At 60.8% G+C, this 16,515-nt stretch carries 16 protein-coding genes; 8 read left to right on the top strand and 8 right to left on the bottom strand.

The window, feature by feature from the left end:
- Positions 1 to 17: 17 nt before the first annotated feature.
- A complete protein-coding gene (locus ABWU19_RS01550) occupies positions 18 to 2,690 on the top strand; it encodes a hypothetical protein (protein WP_435900013.1) in 2,673 nt (890 codons plus the stop codon).
- A 46-nt stretch (positions 2,691 to 2,736) separates the two neighbouring features.
- Here ABWU19_RS01550 and ABWU19_RS01545 read toward each other — a convergent pair whose 3' ends face one another.
- From ABWU19_RS01545 to ABWU19_RS01520, 6 genes are all read right to left on the bottom strand, one after another.
- On the bottom strand, positions 2,737 to 4,647 hold the full coding sequence (locus tag ABWU19_RS01545; protein ID WP_435900012.1) for an ABC transporter ATP-binding protein: 1,911 nt from the start codon (positions 4,645 to 4,647) through the stop codon (positions 2,737 to 2,739).
- 66 nt (positions 4,648 to 4,713) lie between these two features.
- Complete coding sequence (locus ABWU19_RS01540) at positions 4,714 to 6,426, bottom strand: ABC transporter ATP-binding protein (RefSeq protein WP_435900061.1); 1,713 nt, start codon at positions 6,424 to 6,426, stop codon at positions 4,714 to 4,716.
- Between the two features lie 165 nt (positions 6,427 to 6,591).
- Complete coding sequence (locus ABWU19_RS01535; RefSeq protein WP_435900011.1) at positions 6,592 to 7,416, bottom strand: hypothetical protein; 825 nt, start codon at positions 7,414 to 7,416, stop codon at positions 6,592 to 6,594.
- A gap of 151 nt (positions 7,417 to 7,567) precedes the next feature.
- Positions 7,568 to 7,765, bottom strand: a complete 198-nt coding sequence (locus tag ABWU19_RS01530) for a hypothetical protein (protein ID WP_435900010.1) — start codon at positions 7,763 to 7,765, stop codon at positions 7,568 to 7,570.
- Positions 7,766 to 7,814: 49 nt separating this feature from the next.
- Positions 7,815 to 8,849, bottom strand: coding sequence for a M20/M25/M40 family metallo-hydrolase (locus ABWU19_RS01525; protein ID WP_435900009.1), 1,035 nt, complete (start codon positions 8,847 to 8,849; stop codon positions 7,815 to 7,817).
- 68 nt (positions 8,850 to 8,917) lie between these two features.
- Positions 8,918 to 9,571: a response regulator gene (locus ABWU19_RS01520; RefSeq protein ID WP_435900008.1), complete on the bottom strand. Its 654-nt coding sequence runs from the start codon at positions 9,569 to 9,571 to the stop codon at positions 8,918 to 8,920.
- Positions 9,572 to 9,773: 202 nt separating this feature from the next.
- On the opposite strand from ABWU19_RS01520, the gene ABWU19_RS01515 reads away from it, so the two are divergent.
- The 4 genes from ABWU19_RS01515 to ABWU19_RS01500 are packed head-to-tail and all read left to right on the top strand — an operon-like array spanning position 9,774 to position 11,288.
- A complete protein-coding gene (locus ABWU19_RS01515) occupies positions 9,774 to 10,289 on the top strand; it encodes a TetR/AcrR family transcriptional regulator (protein WP_435900007.1) in 516 nt (171 codons plus the stop codon).
- Positions 10,289 to 10,609 carry a DMT family transporter gene (locus ABWU19_RS01510; RefSeq protein ID WP_119361526.1) on the top strand — a complete coding sequence of 107 codons (321 nt, stop codon included), beginning with the start codon at positions 10,289 to 10,291 and terminating at the stop codon, positions 10,607 to 10,609. The genes ABWU19_RS01515 and ABWU19_RS01510 overlap by 1 nt, the downstream gene beginning before the upstream one ends.
- Positions 10,609 to 10,962: a DMT family transporter gene (locus ABWU19_RS01505; protein ID WP_435900006.1), complete on the top strand. Its 354-nt coding sequence runs from the start codon at positions 10,609 to 10,611 to the stop codon at positions 10,960 to 10,962. The genes ABWU19_RS01510 and ABWU19_RS01505 overlap by 1 nt, the downstream gene beginning before the upstream one ends.
- Positions 10,959 to 11,288, top strand: coding sequence for a DMT family transporter (locus ABWU19_RS01500; protein ID WP_435900005.1), 330 nt, complete (start codon positions 10,959 to 10,961; stop codon positions 11,286 to 11,288). Before ABWU19_RS01505 ends, ABWU19_RS01500 begins: the two co-directional genes overlap by 4 nt.
- An 18-nt stretch (positions 11,289 to 11,306) precedes the next feature.
- Here the strand turns inward: ABWU19_RS01500 and ABWU19_RS01495 are convergent, their stop codons facing one another.
- Positions 11,307 to 11,462 (bottom strand): hypothetical protein, encoded by a 156-nt coding sequence (locus tag ABWU19_RS01495; RefSeq protein WP_435900004.1) that lies wholly within the window; start codon positions 11,460 to 11,462, stop codon positions 11,307 to 11,309.
- Between the two features lie 129 nt (positions 11,463 to 11,591).
- On the opposite strand from ABWU19_RS01495, the gene ABWU19_RS01490 reads away from it, so the two are divergent.
- From ABWU19_RS01490 to ABWU19_RS01480, 3 genes are read left to right on the top strand one after another with little or no spacing between them, the layout of a single operon-like run.
- Positions 11,592 to 12,245: a response regulator gene (locus ABWU19_RS01490; RefSeq protein WP_435900003.1), complete on the top strand. Its 654-nt coding sequence runs from the start codon at positions 11,592 to 11,594 to the stop codon at positions 12,243 to 12,245.
- Complete coding sequence (locus ABWU19_RS01485) at positions 12,232 to 13,794, top strand: GAF domain-containing protein (RefSeq protein WP_435900002.1); 1,563 nt, start codon at positions 12,232 to 12,234, stop codon at positions 13,792 to 13,794. Before ABWU19_RS01490 ends, ABWU19_RS01485 begins: the two co-directional genes overlap by 14 nt.
- A gap of 38 nt (positions 13,795 to 13,832) precedes the next feature.
- Entirely contained in the window at positions 13,833 to 15,029 is a 1,197-nt protein-coding gene (locus ABWU19_RS01480) for an MgtC/SapB family protein (protein WP_435900001.1), read from the top strand.
- Positions 15,030 to 15,037: 8 nt separating this feature from the next.
- Here ABWU19_RS01480 and ABWU19_RS01475 read toward each other — a convergent pair whose 3' ends face one another.
- Positions 15,038 to 15,880, bottom strand: a complete 843-nt coding sequence (locus ABWU19_RS01475; RefSeq protein WP_435900000.1) for an isoprenyl transferase — start codon at positions 15,878 to 15,880, stop codon at positions 15,038 to 15,040.
- Positions 15,881 to 16,515: the final 635 nt, after the last annotated feature.

The following is a 16,515-nucleotide window of genomic DNA, read 5'->3' as shown; positions in this document are numbered from 1 at the left end:
TAACTGGAGGTCAGGGCTTGTCGCTGTATCAGAGTCTCAGTAAGTCCCTCGAGCCGATTTTAGGGGAGCGCACCCGGGTGGTTCTGGAGGAAGGGGTGCGCCGGTTGGGCATAAGTCCCGATAAGCTAGATGCATCCCAGGCCGAGACGATTCTCAAACGCCTGGTTTACCGCGAATTACAGACCAAAATGAGCCCCAATGCGGCCCGTAGCCGCATCGAAGAAATACTAAAGGAACTGGGTATTGGCGGCGAGAAGGCCGCCAGCGCGGGGGGAGGCGGGCTGTCGGCCCACGCCAGGGGGGTACTGGCGGACCTCGAGGCGGGTCTGAAGCGCTTCAGCCTCTACCTGGACTGGCCCGAGGTGGGGCGCTTGCGCGGGGTAATCAATGTGATTAAGCAGGACCCGGAAGCCTCGGCGGTGCGGTCTTTGTTGCGTGAGGGGCAGGAGGTGCTGGCCCAGCTCGAGGAAAAGCTCCAGGCCGCTTTGCTGCGCCAGACCCGAGACATCACCGAGCTCGAGATGAGCTTGCAGCGGGTGCAGAGCGTGGGTGGCCCCAAGGTGCGTCGCCTGGAAAACCTGATCCGGGTAATCCAGGAGGCCCACGCACAAGAGACCCTGGCCGCAGCCGAGGTGCAGCGGGCGCGGGCCCTGGCCGCCGACATGCGCAAGCTGGTGGAGTCCTCGGTGGTGCAAAACCCGACCAGCGAAGCGACCATAACCCTGGACACCATCGAGGATATCCCGCAGATGGACAGCCCTACCGAGCCACAGGTGGTGCTCAAGGATCCCACCATCGAGGCGCCGGTCGAGCTGGGTGAGGCCGCCGATGGCTTTGACGATGAAGCGCTGGTCATCGACCTCGATTTCGACGCCCTGTCTGCCGAGCAGCTGTCGCGCATCCGCGAGATTGATGTGGCCGAGGATGCCCGTCAGCTCGAGTCGCTCAAGGAGCGCTACGCGGCTTTATTGAGCCAGCCCCACCTGGCCAGCCAACTGGCCGACCTGGAAGCCCAGCTGGCAGGCGGAAACCCCCTGGGTGAGCGCCTGGAGGCCTTTGCCGAGCTGCTCAAAGCCGCCCACGCAGAGGCCCTGGCCGAAGCCCGGGTGCGCTACGAGTGGCTGGCCGATCGGCTGGGTCGCCTCGAGCTGCCCTCAGGCCGTACCGCCCCCCTTCAGGCCCGCCTGGCAGTGGTGCTGGAGACCCTGCACGCGGGTGGAATTCCACCCGAACTGGCCGAGCTCGAGCGCAACCTGGAAAGCCTCGAGGCTGAAGAAAAAACCAACCGCGAAAACCGGGAGCGCCAGGCCCGCCTCGAGGCCGCCCTGGCTACCCTGCGGGCCGAGGCGGAGCAGGCCCTTTCGCCTTTTCGCGGGCACAGGCAGGTGGAGTCTTTTTTGCTAAGTCTGGCCGCGCCAGACATCTCCGAGTCGGCCCTGACCGCCCTGCGCCAGGAGCTTTCCGAGCTTTTATCCCAGCTAGCCAGAGAACGCGAGGAAGACAGCCTCAAGCGCATGGGCCTGCGGGCTACCCTGCAGGCTTTGCCCAACCTGGAAGCCCTCGAGCTGGACAGGAAGAACCTGATGCAGCAGATTGAGCAAGGGGCGGGGCGCCTGGCCGAACTCGAGCCCGCCGTGCAAGCCCTGGTCGAACGCGCCAGGGGGCTGGTATCGAGCAAGCTGGATGCCCTCGAGGCCCGTATCCTGGACCTCGAGCGAACCCTCAAAGAGTCCCTGATTGAACTCAAGCAACCTTTGCAGGCCAGCCGCGCGGCGCTGGCCCAGGGGCGCGTTGCCGATCCTGCCCCCCTGGAACGGGCTTTGGGCGACCTGGTGGCAGCCCGCCGGGCCTCCATCACCGAGGAGCTCTCACGCTACGAGATGGTGGCCCGTAGCATGAAGGGCCTGGGCGGTGAAGAACTCGAGGAGAAAGTTGACCAGGCCAGGGCCTGTCTGCAGGCCGGTGAGCTGCCCGACCTAACCGAGATTCACGCCCTCCTGGGTCGCCTGCGCCGGGCCCAGGAAACCCTGCGCACCGAGATGAGCGCACGCATCGGGGCTGTGCTCGAGGCCTACAACACCCACAAAGGGGTAGGGGGCGAGACAGCCCTGCGGCTCAAACCCTTATGCGACTTCCTCCGCTCAGCCGCCGAGCGCCTGCCCCGCCTGGGGGTAAGCGGCCTGTTGGAGGTACGGCGGGCCCTGGAGGAAGCCGAGCGCCTGGGGGCCCAACTGGCCCAGGAATACGCCGCAGCGCAGAGTGTGCTTCAGGAGCTGAGGGGGGCCGACCTCGAGTCCTTGCTGGAGGTGTTCGAGGTCTCCCCCCAGCCCGAACCTGCCCAACCCACCCCCCAGGCACCCTCTGCTGCTCCTTCCGACCAACCCGAGGTGCTGAGGCAGTTTCATATGCGAGGCGTGGAGGCCGTAGCCCTGGTGGAGGGGGGCCGGGCAGTGGTGGGCAGCCTGCCCTTTGCTGCCAGCAGCGCGCAGACCGTCTTCGACGACCTGCTCAACCTGGCCAACGAGCTATCGGGGCAGTTGGCTCGGCTTTCCGTTATCTCGCTGCCCCAGTGGGTGCTGGTGCTGGTGCCTTTGAAGCAAAAAGGGCTGGTTATCCTGGCCGAAAAAGCCCTGCTCTCGCGCCTATTGCTGCTCATCGAGCGCCACCGCGATGAACTCGAGGCGCTGTAGCGGTGTGCTGGGTTTTGGGTAGAAATTGCGGCAATCCTGCTTTCCATCAGTCGCCGCTACCGTGCACGTACTGCAATTCGTACAACTTGGCGTAATAGCCGCCCTTCCGCAGCAGCTCCTCGTGGCTGCCTTCCTCCAGGAGCTTGCCTTTGCGGAATACCAGAATCCGGTCTACGTGACGAATGGTCGAAAGGCGGTGGGCAATCACAATCGAGGTGCGGCCTTCCATTACCCGCTCCAGGGCAGCCTGAATTTTCTGCTCGGTTTCGGAGTCCACGTTGGCGGTGGCCTCGTCCAGAATCAACAGGATGTCGGGGTTATGCAGGATAGCCCTGGCCAGGGCCAGCAGTTGCTTTTGGCCTGTCGAGAGCCCCCCACCACGCTCGTGCAGAACTGTTTGATAGCCTTGTGGTAGCTTCTGAATAAACTCATCGGCGCCCACAAAAGCGCACACTTCCTGGATGCGCTCGAAGGAAATGCGCCCGTCGCCCAGCCTCAGGTTCGACTCAATTGTGCCGCTAAATAAAAAGGGGTCTTGCAAAACAATGCCAATGGCCCGACGCAGATCGCGTTGCCGGTAATCCCGCACATCCGCACCATCAATCTTGACTGCTCCCTGCTGCACATCGTAAAAGCGGGCGATCAGGCTAATTACGCTGGTTTTGCCGGCGCCAGTCGCACCCACCAGGGCAATCTTTTCGCCAGGTCGTACGCGAAAGCTCACCCCGCGCAGCACCCAGTCCCAGTCGTCTGCTGGCTTCTGGCCAGAAGCAGGGGCCTCGAGCCGCTCTGAAGAGGAAGCAAAGGTTGGTCTGCCTTGTTGCTCTGCTTGACTTCCTGGTTCCACCGGGGCCTCGCCCCGCTTGCCGTAGGCAAACCAGACGTCCTCAAAATCAATCTGGCCCCGAAAGCGCTCGACCCCTATGGCCCCTGGCCTGTCGGCCACCTCTTCTTTGGTATCCAGCAGCCCAAAAATGCGCTCAGCCGAGGCCATGGCCGCCTGGAAGATGTTGAACTTGTCGGACAGGTCTTGCAGGGGCTGGAAGAGCTGGCGCACGTAGTCGGTAAAGGCCACCAGCAGGCCCAGGGTAATGGCCTGCTGTATGACCTGGCCACCCCCGTACCACAGCACCAGGGCCACGGTGATTTCCCCCATGAAGCCCACCAGAGGGAAAAACAGGGCAAACCACTTGATAATGTCTACCCAGGCCTTGCGCAGGTCGGTGGAGAGCAGGTTGAACTGGGCTTCATTTTTGGGCTCCCGACCGAAGAGCTGGGTGGTCTGTACCCCTGCCAGATTTTCCTGCAGCGAGGCGTTAACCTTGGCCAGCCGTAGCCGCATGGCCCGGTAGGACTCGCGCATTCCATTGCGAATCCAGGTGGTAACGGCCAGGAAGATGGGCATGATGGCAAAGGCCACCAGCGCCAGACGCCAGTCCAGCACCAGCATGAAGGTCATCAGGCCGATAATCAGGGCAAAATCGGCAATGAGCCCGACCAGTCCGCCGGTAATGAACTGGTTAATGGCGTCCACATCGGAGGTGATGCGGGTCATCAGGCGGCCCACGGGGTTGCGGTCAAAATAGCCAAGGTGCAGGCGCTGGAGCTTGGCGAAGATTTCCGAGCGCAGGTCGTAGAGGATGTGCTGCCCCACCCAGCTAATCAGGTAGGTCTGGGCGTAGTTGGCTATGAAATCCACCACCCGCACCGCCAGAAAAACCGCGCTGATGAGCAGCAGGGTCTCGTAGCGCTGGGCCAGGGGTAGCACCTCGCGCGGCAGGATGGCGTTGTCGATGGCATATTTGAGAAAAAGCGGGGTCGAGGCTGCCGTAAGGGTACTTACGACCAGCGCCAGCAAAGCCAGCCCTATCTGCTTCCAGTAGGGCCGGACGTACCTCAGAATGCGCCGGGCCAGTTTGGCATCAAAACTCTTCTTAAAGGCTTCTTCTTCGTGCATAAGACTCCGCTGCTGATGGTTGGTTGCTAATGGCTGGTAGTTTTTCCTGGCAATGGGTCAGGCGTGCTAATCCACCTCTGCTTGCAGGCGCTGGATTCTATCCAGCTCGGCATAGATGCCCCCTGTAGCCAACAGCATCTCGTGGGTGCCTTCCTCGGCAATTTTGCCGTGGTCCAGTACCACAATCCAGTCGGCATACTGCAGGGTGGAGGTGCGGTGGCCGATCAGAATGGTGGTTTGTTGCCCCAGTACGCCTTTGAGTCCCGAAAGAATACGCGACTCGGTCTCGGTATCTACAGCGCTCATGGCGTCATCGAGAATCAGAATTGAGGGCTTGCGGGCCAGGGCCCGGGCCAGGGCTACCCGCTGGCGCTGCCCGCCCGAGAGGGTTACGCCGCGCTCGCCCAGTGAGGTGTTGTAGCCTTTGGGAAAGCCCACGATGTCGTCGTGAACCCCGGCCAGCCGGGCGGCCCAGACGGCCCGCTCGAGGTCTACCTCCGGTAGCCCAAAGCAGATGTTTTCGACCAGGGTGTCGGAAAACAGGAAGGGCTCCTGTGGCACCATTCCGATGGCCGCACGTAAGGCCGCAAGGGGCAGCTCTTTTACGTCGGAGCCACCCACCAGAACCCGGCCTGTGGTGGGCTCCAGGATGCGCGGAATCAGGCTTACCAACAGGGTCTTGCCGCTTCCGGTACGTCCAGTGATGCCCAGGGTGGTGCCTTCGGGAATGGTCAGGGTGATGCCATCCAGCACCTTGCGCCCGCCCAGCTCCAGGTGTACCTCCTCAAACTTGACCTCTCCCCGCAGGTGAAGGGGAGCTAAAGAGCGCTTGGAAGTATCCTGCGTATCGGTAATGCGGGCAGGCTCGCGCCAGAACTCCTCCAGCCGCTTGTAGCTTGTCGAGCCCCGCTGGAAGATGGTGAGCGTCCAGCCCAACCCCACAATGGGCCAGCCCAGCATCATCAGATAGGCGTTAAACTGCACGAACTGCCCGGCGGTCATCTCGCCCCGGATGACCATTCCGCCGCCCATCCACAGCACAATCAGGGCGGCAAAGCCCATCAGCAGGCCCATCAGGGCCCGCACCGGGCCGTCCACACGGGTCAGGGCCAGGCTTTTGGCGATATAGTCCTTGTTGAGGGCCTGAAAAGTCTCGAGCTCGCGGTCTTCCAGGGCAAAACCCTTGACCACCCGGATGCCGGAGAAATTTTCCTGTGCGCGGGTAGAAATCCGGTCGAAAGACTCCTGGCTTTCGCGGTAGCGCCGGTCAATCAGGCGCAATACGTAGTACATGACCCCAAAGATGATGGGAAATACCAGCGATAGGGCCAGGGCCAGTGGCACGCTCACCAGGTACATGGCCACAATGGCAAACACCACAAACATCAGCAGGCGGCTGCCCATGTTGATGCCGCCACCCAGCATCTCGCGCACCGCGCCCAGGTCGGTGGTGAATTTGTTCATCAGATCGCCGATGCGGTTTTTGCTGTAAAAATAGCTGTCCAGGGCCAGGGCTTTTTTGAACAGATCCATGCGCAGGTCGTGCTCGATGTAGCGGCTGGCCACCACCAGGAGTTGCCGGTTGGCCCAGGAGAAAAAGGCCGCGGCCACCGCTGCGCCCAGGATGGCCCACACCCAGACCAGATAGGCCTCGCCCGCCTGAATGGCATCGATGGCATGGCGCAGGAAGTAGGGCGACAAAGAGGCCATCCCTACCGAGGCAATACCGGCCAGCATGCCCCACAGGTACTGCTGTCCATAACGGCGCAGGTAGGGCATCAGGGCCATAAGGGGACCAAAAACTGACCGGTCAGTTCTAGGTGATGAATCGAATTGACCCGGCGGCTGCATTTTTACCACTGTACTCCTCCCAATGTTTCTTGAGCGTATACCTAAACCTATTTGGGCTCAAGGGTTGATGCCAGGCGCAGAACTGCCAGTTTATCAAACCTGGAGGTCTTTGGCTAGTTCGGCGGCAACCCTGGCCCAGGGGGCCTCGAGGCCCACCAGACGCCAGGGTTTTGGGGGTGGTGTTTTTTTGAGCACCCGGCGCAGGGGGGTGGGCAGGGGCAGGTACTGGGCATCGTGGACGTAGAGCAGCCCTTTGACTTTGCCCAGCCTCGAGAGGTGGCGGTGCATTCCGGCGGCCTCGAGGTCGGTGGGTAGGACGAGGCCTAGCTCGAGGTGCCTTCCCTCCTGGCGAAGCTCAGCCGGTGCCTTATCGGCCAGAAACAAGTGGAGTCCATACTCGGTCAACCCGCGCCCGAGGGCGGCCAGCCAGTCGGGGTCACTGAGCAGTATGGGCTGGGCCACCACCCCAATCAGGTGGTTTCCAGACTGCTTCGGGGGCGAAAAGGGGGCGTTTAGCAGATGCTTGGTGCGCTCCAGCGCCCGCCGGGCCAGCATGGGGTTCTGGGTCAGGTGCTGCCCAATTTTTGCTGCCAGACCGGCCACCTCGAGCGAGAGCTCAGCCGGAACCACCAGGGTGGGTGGCAGGCCCGGCACAAGCCGCTCCAGGGTTGCGTCCAGGTCTACCAGCCAGGGCGAAGGGCTGCCTTTACGGGGTTCAACGCCGAGCTGTACGTCGGGCAGCAGGAGGAAGTCCACCCCCTGGTTCTTCAGGCTGAAGACCTGGCTCAGCACCCGCCGGATGGGCTGGGGGACAGGCAAATCTACTGTAATTGCTTCGGGGCGAACAATCTCTACCTCCAACGCTTGCAAATAAGACTCCCAGAAAGGCAGGTAGCGATTGGCAAGCCAGCTATTCAAGACACCTACACGCACCCGACTATCCTATCGCACTCTGTGGTTTGGTGAAGGCCGGTTGTACCCAAAACAAATCCCAAGGGGCCATCTTTTTGCATTCTGGAGCGCAACCCCACTACCTTCGGCAAGAAACGCCTTCCGTGGTTCAGGCTGGTCATTCCGAATTCACCACCGGGGCTTCCTTTATTTCGCTATGCTCAGAAGAATTTTCTCCGATGCGCGACAAAAATTGGCTAAGCGCCTCGAGGCTCTCGAACTGGTGAAGTAACCCGCATTGCTCATCCTTGAGCACCACCCAAACGCCGCTTTGGTCTTGCCAGAGCTGCAACAAAAAGGTCTGTTTTTTCGACATAGCCCCCTCTTGTGCCTCAGAGGGTAGCAAGGAGGCCGTTACAAAGCCGTTATGTTTGGAGAAGCTGCCGCACAAAGCTTCGGAGGGCGTGCATCCCTAAGCGCAGGGAGTTGGGCTCTACCCATTCTTCGGGGGTGTGGGCACCGCCCCCCTGATAGACGCTCAGGGTAATGGCGGGAATGCCTGCTTCTACCCCTGCCGAGGCATCGGTAGAACCAGCGGTGAACTGGGCCTCGAGGCCAATCTCCATAAAGGCCCGACGGGCCGCTTCTATCATGGCCTCGGTGGCGGTCATGCCAGCAGGGCGCTCACCCAGTACGTCAATTTCCATGCGCAGGCTGAACTTGCGGGTAGCTTCCATCAAAATTTCGCGCACCTGAGCAACCATCCGGCCCAGCTCTAAGGCATCTAGCGCCCGCAGATCGAGCTCGAGGCCCACCTCCTGCGGGATGGCATTGATGGCTTCGCCACCCCATAACCTCCCCACATTCAGGCTGGTATTACTGCTGCGCTTTAGGGCGTACATCTCAGCCAGGGCCTGCCCCAGCGCCGGCACGGGTGATGGGGCCTCCCGGTCGCCCCAGGCATGGCCCCCCGGCCCTATAAAACGGGCCCGCATCCGGTGCGAACCCGCCGAGCGACTCACAACGCCGGGCAGATAGCCATCCACTGCGACCATCTGCTGGGGTTGCAAATGCTTTACCAGACGCCGGGCTCCCCGAAGGTTGCCCAGCCCTTCCTCGCCCACGCTAAAGGCCACGGTGCAGCCCAGAGCCACCAGCTCTTGGGACAGCGCCAGCAAAACGGCTACCCCTGAGGAGTTGTCGCCCACAGCGGGCCCGTACCAGCGGCTTTTTTCCCGCCGCAAGGGGGCGGGGGGGAGCACGGTATCGAGGTGGGCAACCAGTAAAGTGGGGCCCTGACCTGCCCAAACGTTGCCCAGCTCATCGGTTTGGGGCGTCAGTCCCTGGGCCTGGAGTTGTCGGGCTACCCAGGCCCCACGGGCCACATCGCCGCCAATTTCAGCAATTTCCCCCAGCAGGGCTATGGGATCGCGGCTGGTTTCGGTGGTAAAGTCACTCATTGGCTTCAGATAATACTGGCTCGAGGCCCACCGCACAGCAGGCGGGGAATCGGGCGGGGCAGGCGCACCTACTGCTCGTTGTTTTTTTCTGCCAGACCCTCGCGCAGGGCGTAGAGGGCGGCCTGGGTGCGGTTGTTGAGGTGGAGTTTCTGGAAAATGTCCGAAAGCCGGTTACGCACGGTTTTTTCCGAGAGCGACAGCTCGGAAGCGATCTCGAGATTGGTGTAGCCCTGGGCCACCAGGCGCAAAATCTGCACCTCGCGTTCCGATAGTTCGGCGTGTTCTTTGGGGGTGGCTTCTTGTTTGGCCTTGAAGTCCTGGATGATTTGCTCGGCCATCTCGGCATCCAGCAAGACTTCGCCCTGATAAACCCGCCGAATGGCTTCCAGCAGCTCCTTGGCATCGGCATCCTTGAGCATGTACCCCCGGGCCCCGGCTTTCACGGCCTCAAAGACGTAGCTGTCCTGGCGGTACATGGTTAGCATGATTACTTTGGCCTGGGGCCATTCCTTGAGGATTTCCTGAGTGGCCTGCACACCATCCAGGCCCGGCATCTGGATGTCCATCAGGATGATGTCGGGGTGGGCCTCGAGGGCGTGGCGCAGGGCTTCGCGCCCGTCCTTGGCCTCGCCCATGACCTTAAAGTCGGGCTCCGCTTCCAGCAGGCTTTTGAGCCCCTGACGAAAGAGGGCAAGGTCGTCGGCGAGTAAGATGCGAATCATTACGGCTTATTCTATCTCCTGAACTTGGGTTTTATCGAGCGAAAATGAGCATCGGGATGGTGGAAGGCTGCAGATGCTTTTGTGGAGCCTAATTAAAGAGGCCTGAACATCCACTACTACAAGCTTGTCCGGCCCTAACTGTACCGTCCAGACGGTTGACAATAAACCGTCCAGACGGTATACTCCCTCGCGGGTGAAAAATATGTCGCAAACGAAAGCGCCCACGCTAGAGGCTCGAGTGCGGATATTGCAGGCGGCCTCGGAGGTGATCCGGCAGGAGGGGGCCATGGCCCTGACGCTGGATGCGGTAGCAAAGAGAGCCGAAGTCAGCAAGGGGGGGCTGCTCTACCACTTCCCCAGCAAAGACGCGCTGCTGCGGGGGTTGCTGGAACACCACATGGACAACTTTGAGCAGAGCCTGGAGAACAGCGGCCTGCCCCTGGCCGAGGCCTATGTGAAGCTTGGTTCCTACGACGGCTCGCAAGGTCTGCTGCTGGGGATGATGGCGACCCTGGCCCTGAATCCCAGTTTGCTCGAAATAGTGCGTGAGCGCTGGCAGCGCTGGTATGCCCAGGTTCCGCAGAACCCCGACGTGATGGTGGCGATGCTGGCTACCGACGGTATCTTCATGGCCGATATTCTCAAGCTGGGGGTGCCCGAGGGCGACTTCAAGAAAAAGGTACTGCGGCGGATGCTCGAGCTGGCAGGGGGTGCCTGATGGCCTGGGCCTTGTTGATTGTGTCAGGGCTCTTCGAGGTGGTCTTCACCACCCTGATGAAGCTATCCGATGGTTTCAAGAAGCCGCTTCCCACACTGGGTTTCTTTGTATTTGCGCCCCTCAGCCTGGGAATTCTCTCGCACGTGCTGCTGACCATCCCAGTCGGCACCGCCTACGCCGTCTGGACAGGGATTGGGGCCTTTGGCACAGCCTTGGTAGGCATCTTCTTCTTCAAAGATCCTGTGAACACAGGGCGTTTGTTCTTCCTGACCACCCTGATCCTCTCGGTGATGGGACTGCGGATATTTGGGGGTGGATGATGGCCTGGGTCTATCTGTTGGTGGCTGGAATCTTTGAAGTGGGGTTTGCCACCAGCCTCAAGCTCTCGGAAAACTTTAGTAACTGGCTCTATACGGTCAGCTTTTTTGTCTGCGCCGCTATCAGCTTCGGGCTGCTGGTGGTTGCTACCAAGCACATCCCACTGGGTACCGCATACGCGGTCTGGACAGGTATTGGAGCTTTTGGTACTGCTTTGGTGGGGATTCTCTTTTTTGGCGACCCCATCACTGTGGGCCGAATTGTCTTCTTGGTGCTGTTGATTGGCTCGGTGATCGGCCTCAAGCTGGTCTCGCCGGATCCAAAGAAACCTGCACCACTCGAGGGGGTTTTGTGAACGGATGGGCTTTGCTGCTGCTTGCGATTGTGTCGGAAGTGATCGGCTCGACGGGTCTCAAGGCTTCGCAGGGCTTTAGCAAGCCGCTGCCCTCATTGGTGGTGGTGCTGGGCTATGCCAGTGCCTTCTACTTTCTGAGCCTGGCGCTCAAGACCATCCCGCTCAATACCGCCTATGCGGTCTGGTCGGGGCTGGGCACCGCCCTGATTGCGGTACTGGGCTGGCTGGTGCTCAAAGAGCCGATGAGCGGCGCAATTGCCCTGGGCATCGTGCTGATTATTGTGGGGGTGGTGATTTTGAACCTGGCCTCGAGGGGGCATGGGTAGCGGGCAGGCTGCACCCTTTTACATCCACCTGGGCTGTCCGGTAGCCCCCAAGACCTGCTGCCAGAGTTCGCTTTGGGGGTCAATCTGTTTGCGCTTTTGCGTGGCCATCACAATGGGCACATGGGTAAAGTGCTGGTTCCAGTAGCCCACCATCATGCCGGTGCGCCCGCTCATCCCGGCGTGTACGGCATGCTGTCCTCGACCGGCCAGTGAACTCTGGCAACCGAGGCAAGCCTTCCCGCTTTCCGACGCAAAAAATTGATGCCCCTGGTGAGCCAGACCACCAGAGTGTACCCTGAAACCATGCACCATCCCAACCCAAAGACAGGCCTGGGTGTTTTATTGGTAGACGACCATGCGGTGGTGCGCCAGGGGTTGCGCATGTTTTTGGCAACCGATGAGGGGCTTTATGTGGTGGGTGAGGCCCAGAACGGCCAGGAAGCGCTCGAAAAAGTGGCCGAGCTACACCCGGATGTGGTGCTGATGGACTTGCTGATGCCGGTAATGGACGGAGTGCGTGCAACCCGCGAGATCAGGGCGCGCTTTCCCGAGGTGGAGGTCATTGCCCTGACCAGCGTGCTGGAAGACCAGTGGGTGGCCGAGGCTATACACGCTGGGGCAACGGGTTATTTGCTCAAAGACACCCAGCCCGAGGAACTAATTGAGGCCATTTATGCTGCGGGCCGGGGTGAGGTGCGGCTGCACCCCGAGGCGGCCCGACGGCTGGCCCAGGAAGTGCGTACTGCCGAGATGCGCGAAGCCCTGACCCCCAGAGAAACCGAAATACTGCGGCTGTTAGCCCAGGGGCTTTCCAACAAGCGCATCGCCCAACAACTGAACCTGTCCGAACTCACCGTCAAGACCCACGTCTCCAACCTGCTTTCCAAGCTGGGCCTATCCTCACGCACCCAGGCCGCCTTATTTGCCATCCGGGAGGGGCTGGTTGGGCCTGGTTGATTTCTTGCACCGACCCTGGGCCAGAACCCTGGTCGGGTTTTTGGAGGCGATTCATGACGCCATCCTGATTGCCTCGGCAGAGCGCAGGCTGGTCTATGCCAATCAGGCCGCCCTGGACTTGCTGGGCTACAGCCTGGAGGAGCTCCAGGCCAAAGTGATGCTGGACTGGGTTGCGCCGCCCTACCGCGAGGGGCTGGCCCGAGCGATGTGGCCCGGCGGCCCTGCACAGCCCGGCGCGCTCGAGCTTGCTTTTGTACGCAAGGATGGGAGCTGGCGGTATGCGCGCTGTTCTTTCCTGTACCCAGAGCTGGAGGGCCAAATGTACAGCGCAGCCATCGTGCAAGACATTACCCAGCCCCGCCAGACCCGGCAAAGCCTTACGGACGCGGACGTGCCTTATGTTGCCCCGAACGCCATTGAAGCAGAACGCCTCGCAAGCAAGCGTCTCGAGGCGCTCTACCAGGCCGACGAAAAGCTGTATGCCTCGCTCGAGCTCGACCAGGTGTTGCAGGCCCTGGCCGATGTGTGTGTGGATCTGCTGGGCGCCGATAAAAGCTGCATCCTGACCTGGGATGAAACCCACCAGTACCTGATTACCCGGGCCCAGCGGGGCTTTACTTCGCAGTTTGTGCAGCTTATGAACGAGTACGCAGGACACGGCCTGATAGCCCATGCGGCCCGCAGCGGGGAAACGGTGGTGGTGCAGGACACCCACCAGGACGACGCGGTGGCCCGGCAGATAACCGACCCCGAGGGCATCCGGGCTTTTATGCACATTCCCATACGCCTCGAGGGCCAGGTGTTCGGGGTTTTTAGCGTCAACAACCTGCAGCCCCATACCTTTGGCCCCGAAGAACAGCGGGCTTTTACCTCGCTGGCACGACGGGCGGCCCTTGCCATTCAGAACGCCCGCCTCTATGCCCAGGCCCAGGGCAAGGCGGCCCTGGAAGAGCGCCAGAAGCTGGCCCGTAACCTGCACGACTCGGTTTCGCAGACCATCTATGGCATTGTCTTGGGGGTGCGCAGTGCCAAAGCCCAGCTTGCCCAGCACCCCGAGCAGGTTCCGGCCACGCTGGACTTCGTGCTGAAGCTGGCCGAGGCGGCTACGGCAGAGATGCGCGCCCTGATTTTTGAGTTACGCCCGGACTCCCTAAAGCACCAAGGGTTGGTGGCGGCGCTTGCCAGACAGGTAGCGGCCACACGGGCCCGGCATGGCCTTTATATCGAGACCAGCCTGGACTCCGAACCACCCCTAAGCCTGGAGGCCAAGGAGGCATTGTACCGGGTGGCCCAGGAAGCCCTCCACAACGTGGTCCAGCACGCCCACGCCCACAAGGTGTACCTGCGCTTGCAACAACAAGACGGCAAGGTCGAGCTCGAGGTCCGCGACGATGGGGTAGGCTTCGATCCCCAGCGCGAGTATCCCGGCCACCTGGGCCTGGTTTCCATGCGGGAACGCATCGAGCGCCTGGGGGGCCGCTTTTACATCGCCAGCAGCCCTGGTGCAGGCACTACGCTGCGGGCAGAGCTGAACCTGCCCTCAGGCTGATCGTCTTCGTCATGCTAAAAACGTAGTAGCGTAGAGAAGTGCAAGAGTCGCTATGGCATTTGCTGGCCGCTACCCTGATTGGCTTTGCAGTGGGCCTCGAGCGCGAGCGGGCCAAGGTAGAGCGCCAGGGCTCTACCATTGGGGGGGTGCGCACCTTCACTTTGCTGGGACTGCTGGGGGGGGTGAGCGCCCTTGGGCAAAACCAGTGGTTGCCGGTGGTGGGGCTGGCTGCGGTGGCAGGGCTGGCGGTGTATACCCTCAAAAACAGCCGCGATGCTACCAGCCAGGTGGCGGCCCTGGTGGTGTATGTGCTGGGGGTACTGTGCGGTTTGGGTACGGTGCTGCCGGCCCTGTTTGCAGGGGCCCTGCTGCTGGGTTTCCTGGCCTTCCACGACGAACTTCATGCTTTTGCAGGGGGGATCAAGCGGGGTGAGGTGGAGGCAGCGGTGCTGCTGGCCCTGCTCCTCGGGGTGGTTTACCCGCTGCTGCCCGACGCCAACTATGGCCCCTATGGGGTCTGGAATCCCCGCGAAATCTGGCAGGTGGTTCTGCTGGTGGCCGGAGTTAACTTTGTGGGTTATCTGGCCTTGCGCTTGCTAGGCTCTAAAGGCCTGTGGGCAGCGGCTTTGCTGGGCGGTCTGGTTTCCTCCACTGCCGTTACTCTTTCGATGGTTACCCAGAGCCGCGCCAACCCCAGCCGCAATCCGCTCTGGGCCAGCGGAGTGGTGCTGGCCTCACAGATGATGCTGGGGCGGATCCTGGTCTGGAGCGCTACCGCCCCGGCCCTCTTGCAGCTGCTCTGGCTCCCGGTGCTTGTGTGGCTACTGTGGGGGTTGCTGGTAGCGGCCTGGCTGGCCCGACGCGACCGGGAAGCACCGGAAAGCGTGCCGGTACAAAACCCCCTGCAGCTCCAGGGCGCACTGCTCTTTGCTGGGGTTTATGCGCTGGTCAAGCTATTGACCAAAGTGGGCCTCGAGGTCTTCGGCAATGCCGGGGTTTACGTGGTAAGCGCCTTTTCGGGGGTGGCCGACGTGGACGCCATCTCGCTCTCGCTGGCCCGCCTGACAGCCAACGAACAACTGATGCTGTCTGTTGCTTCCATTGCCATCGTGGTGGCTGCCCTGAGCAACACTGTGTTCAAAACCGCGCTGTCATTTGGAGCCCGAGGGCTTGGCACACATGTGGCGCTGGGGCTGCTTCCGGGCGGGCTGCTGGCTTTGCTGATGGTGCTTTAAGCTAGGCGTCACTTTCCAAAGCGCCGCTCACGTTTCTGGTAGTCGCGTACTGCCCGCAGAAAATCTACCTTGCGGAAGGCGGGCCAGAAGGCATCAAAGAAGTAGTATTCACTGTACGCAGCTTGCCACAGCAAGAAGCCCGAGAGACGAATCTCGCCCGAGGTACGAATAATGAAGTCGGGGTCGGGTACGCCAGCAGTATAAAGCCGCTCGGAGATGTGCTCGAGGTCTAGCTCGGCGGCTAGCTCTTCCGGCGACTGGCCGGTTTTGGCAGCTTCTAGTAGCAGGCGCTTGACAGCATCAACAATTTCTTCGCGTCCACCATAGCCCATGGCGATGTTCAGGAGCATGCCGCTGTGGTGCTCGGTGGCTTTTTCCAGCTCTTCCAGGGCTTCCAATACCTTGGGGGGAAAGCGGTCGTGTCGCCCAATCACTTTAACCCGCACCTTGTTGGCGTGGATGCGTGGATCCTGGGCCATGCGCTTGGCTTCCTGCACGAATAACTGCATCAGGGTCTCAACCTCTACCTGGCTGCGGTTGAAATTGTCGGTAGAGAAGACCCAGATGGTAACAGTGGGAATTTTTAGTTCCAAGCACCACTCCAGCACCTCGTAGGCCTTCTGTACCCCGAATTCGTGGCCATGGTGCGCGTCCAGCCCCAGCTCCTTAGCAAAACGGCGGTTCCCGTCCAGGATGAGCCCCAGATGCTTAGGGGCGTGCCCCTGGCGTACTTCGGCCTCGATGCGCTTCTCGTACCACCAGTACAGCGGTTTTAGTGCAGCACCAAGTAGATCTACTATCTGCTTTTGCAAAGAGCGCTTAGGAACATGTGCAGGGGAAGTCAGGGCCATTAGCCACCTCAACCTACATATCTTAGCCGGAGAATGGTTCGGTTCGATGTGTAAATCGGCAGAGAAGAATCTTAATCGAATTAGGACTTACGCAGTTGAACGTTGACACAACCACAGGCAAGCCTCCCACTTTGACCCGTCGGAATCATGTTTTGTTGACGCTGCGGGCTTCTCGTTTCTGGAAACTTTGTGCTTTGCAATCACAGGCGCACTGGGATTCAGGAAAACACTGTTCTGCATGCAGTTTTATCTATCTCGTTCCCTCCCAGCGCCTCGCTCCAGTGCGTAACTCCCAAACATGAGGAGGTTTTCATTGGCCGGTGGTAAGGCGAAAGTTGCAATCCCCTTACGGGGCTTTTTGTTTGCGACTTTTCTAGCTCAGAACGAGGTGTATGACGTGAGGTGGACGGTTGCAATCCCCTTACGGGGCTTTTTGTTTGCGACAAATTGCGTGTGCTCGAGGATCTCCTCGCGGCCCAAGTTGCAATCCCCTTACGGGGCTTTTTGTTTGCGACAGCATACCCCGTTAATCGCCGTCCTGTAAAGGGCTCTTAAAGGGGGTATTTATGAGAAACCCGAGTTATCCACAGGCAACCTGTGGATAAGTGGGCAAAAAGTGGCAGTTTTTGCGATGA

Origin of the sequence: Meiothermus cerbereus (assembly GCF_051297115.1) — a bacterium.
GTDB lineage: Bacteria > Deinococcota > Deinococci > Deinococcales > Thermaceae > Meiothermus > Meiothermus cerbereus_A.
Note: the sequence above shows the minus strand (reverse complement) of the source record. Positions and strands in the feature narration are given on the sequence as shown.

Excerpts from the sequence above, each read along its gene's own strand:
- ABWU19_RS01545 (WP_435900012.1), bottom strand. The coding sequence starts at position 4,647 with ATGCACGAAGAAGAAGCCTTTAAGAAGAGTTTTGATGCCAAACTGGCC.
- ABWU19_RS01540 (WP_435900061.1), bottom strand. The coding sequence starts at position 6,426 with ATGCCCTACCTGCGCCGTTATGGACAGCAGTACCTGTGGGGCATGCTG.
- ABWU19_RS01530 (WP_435900010.1), bottom strand. The coding sequence starts at position 7,765 with ATGTCGAAAAAACAGACCTTTTTGTTGCAGCTCTGGCAAGACCAAAGC.
- ABWU19_RS01525 (WP_435900009.1), bottom strand. The coding sequence starts at position 8,849 with ATGAGTGACTTTACCACCGAAACCAGCCGCGATCCCATAGCCCTGCTG.
- ABWU19_RS01520 (WP_435900008.1), bottom strand. The coding sequence starts at position 9,571 with ATGATTCGCATCTTACTCGCCGACGACCTTGCCCTCTTTCGTCAGGGG.
- ABWU19_RS01515 (WP_435900007.1), top strand. The coding sequence starts at position 9,774 with ATGTCGCAAACGAAAGCGCCCACGCTAGAGGCTCGAGTGCGGATATTG.
- ABWU19_RS01510 (WP_119361526.1), top strand. The coding sequence starts at position 10,289 with ATGGCCTGGGCCTTGTTGATTGTGTCAGGGCTCTTCGAGGTGGTCTTC.
- ABWU19_RS01505 (WP_435900006.1), top strand. The coding sequence starts at position 10,609 with ATGGCCTGGGTCTATCTGTTGGTGGCTGGAATCTTTGAAGTGGGGTTT.
- ABWU19_RS01495 (WP_435900004.1), bottom strand. The coding sequence starts at position 11,462 with ATGAGCGGGCGCACCGGCATGATGGTGGGCTACTGGAACCAGCACTTT.
- ABWU19_RS01490 (WP_435900003.1), top strand. The coding sequence starts at position 11,592 with ATGCACCATCCCAACCCAAAGACAGGCCTGGGTGTTTTATTGGTAGAC.
- ABWU19_RS01475 (WP_435900000.1), bottom strand. The coding sequence starts at position 15,880 with ATGGCCCTGACTTCCCCTGCACATGTTCCTAAGCGCTCTTTGCAAAAG.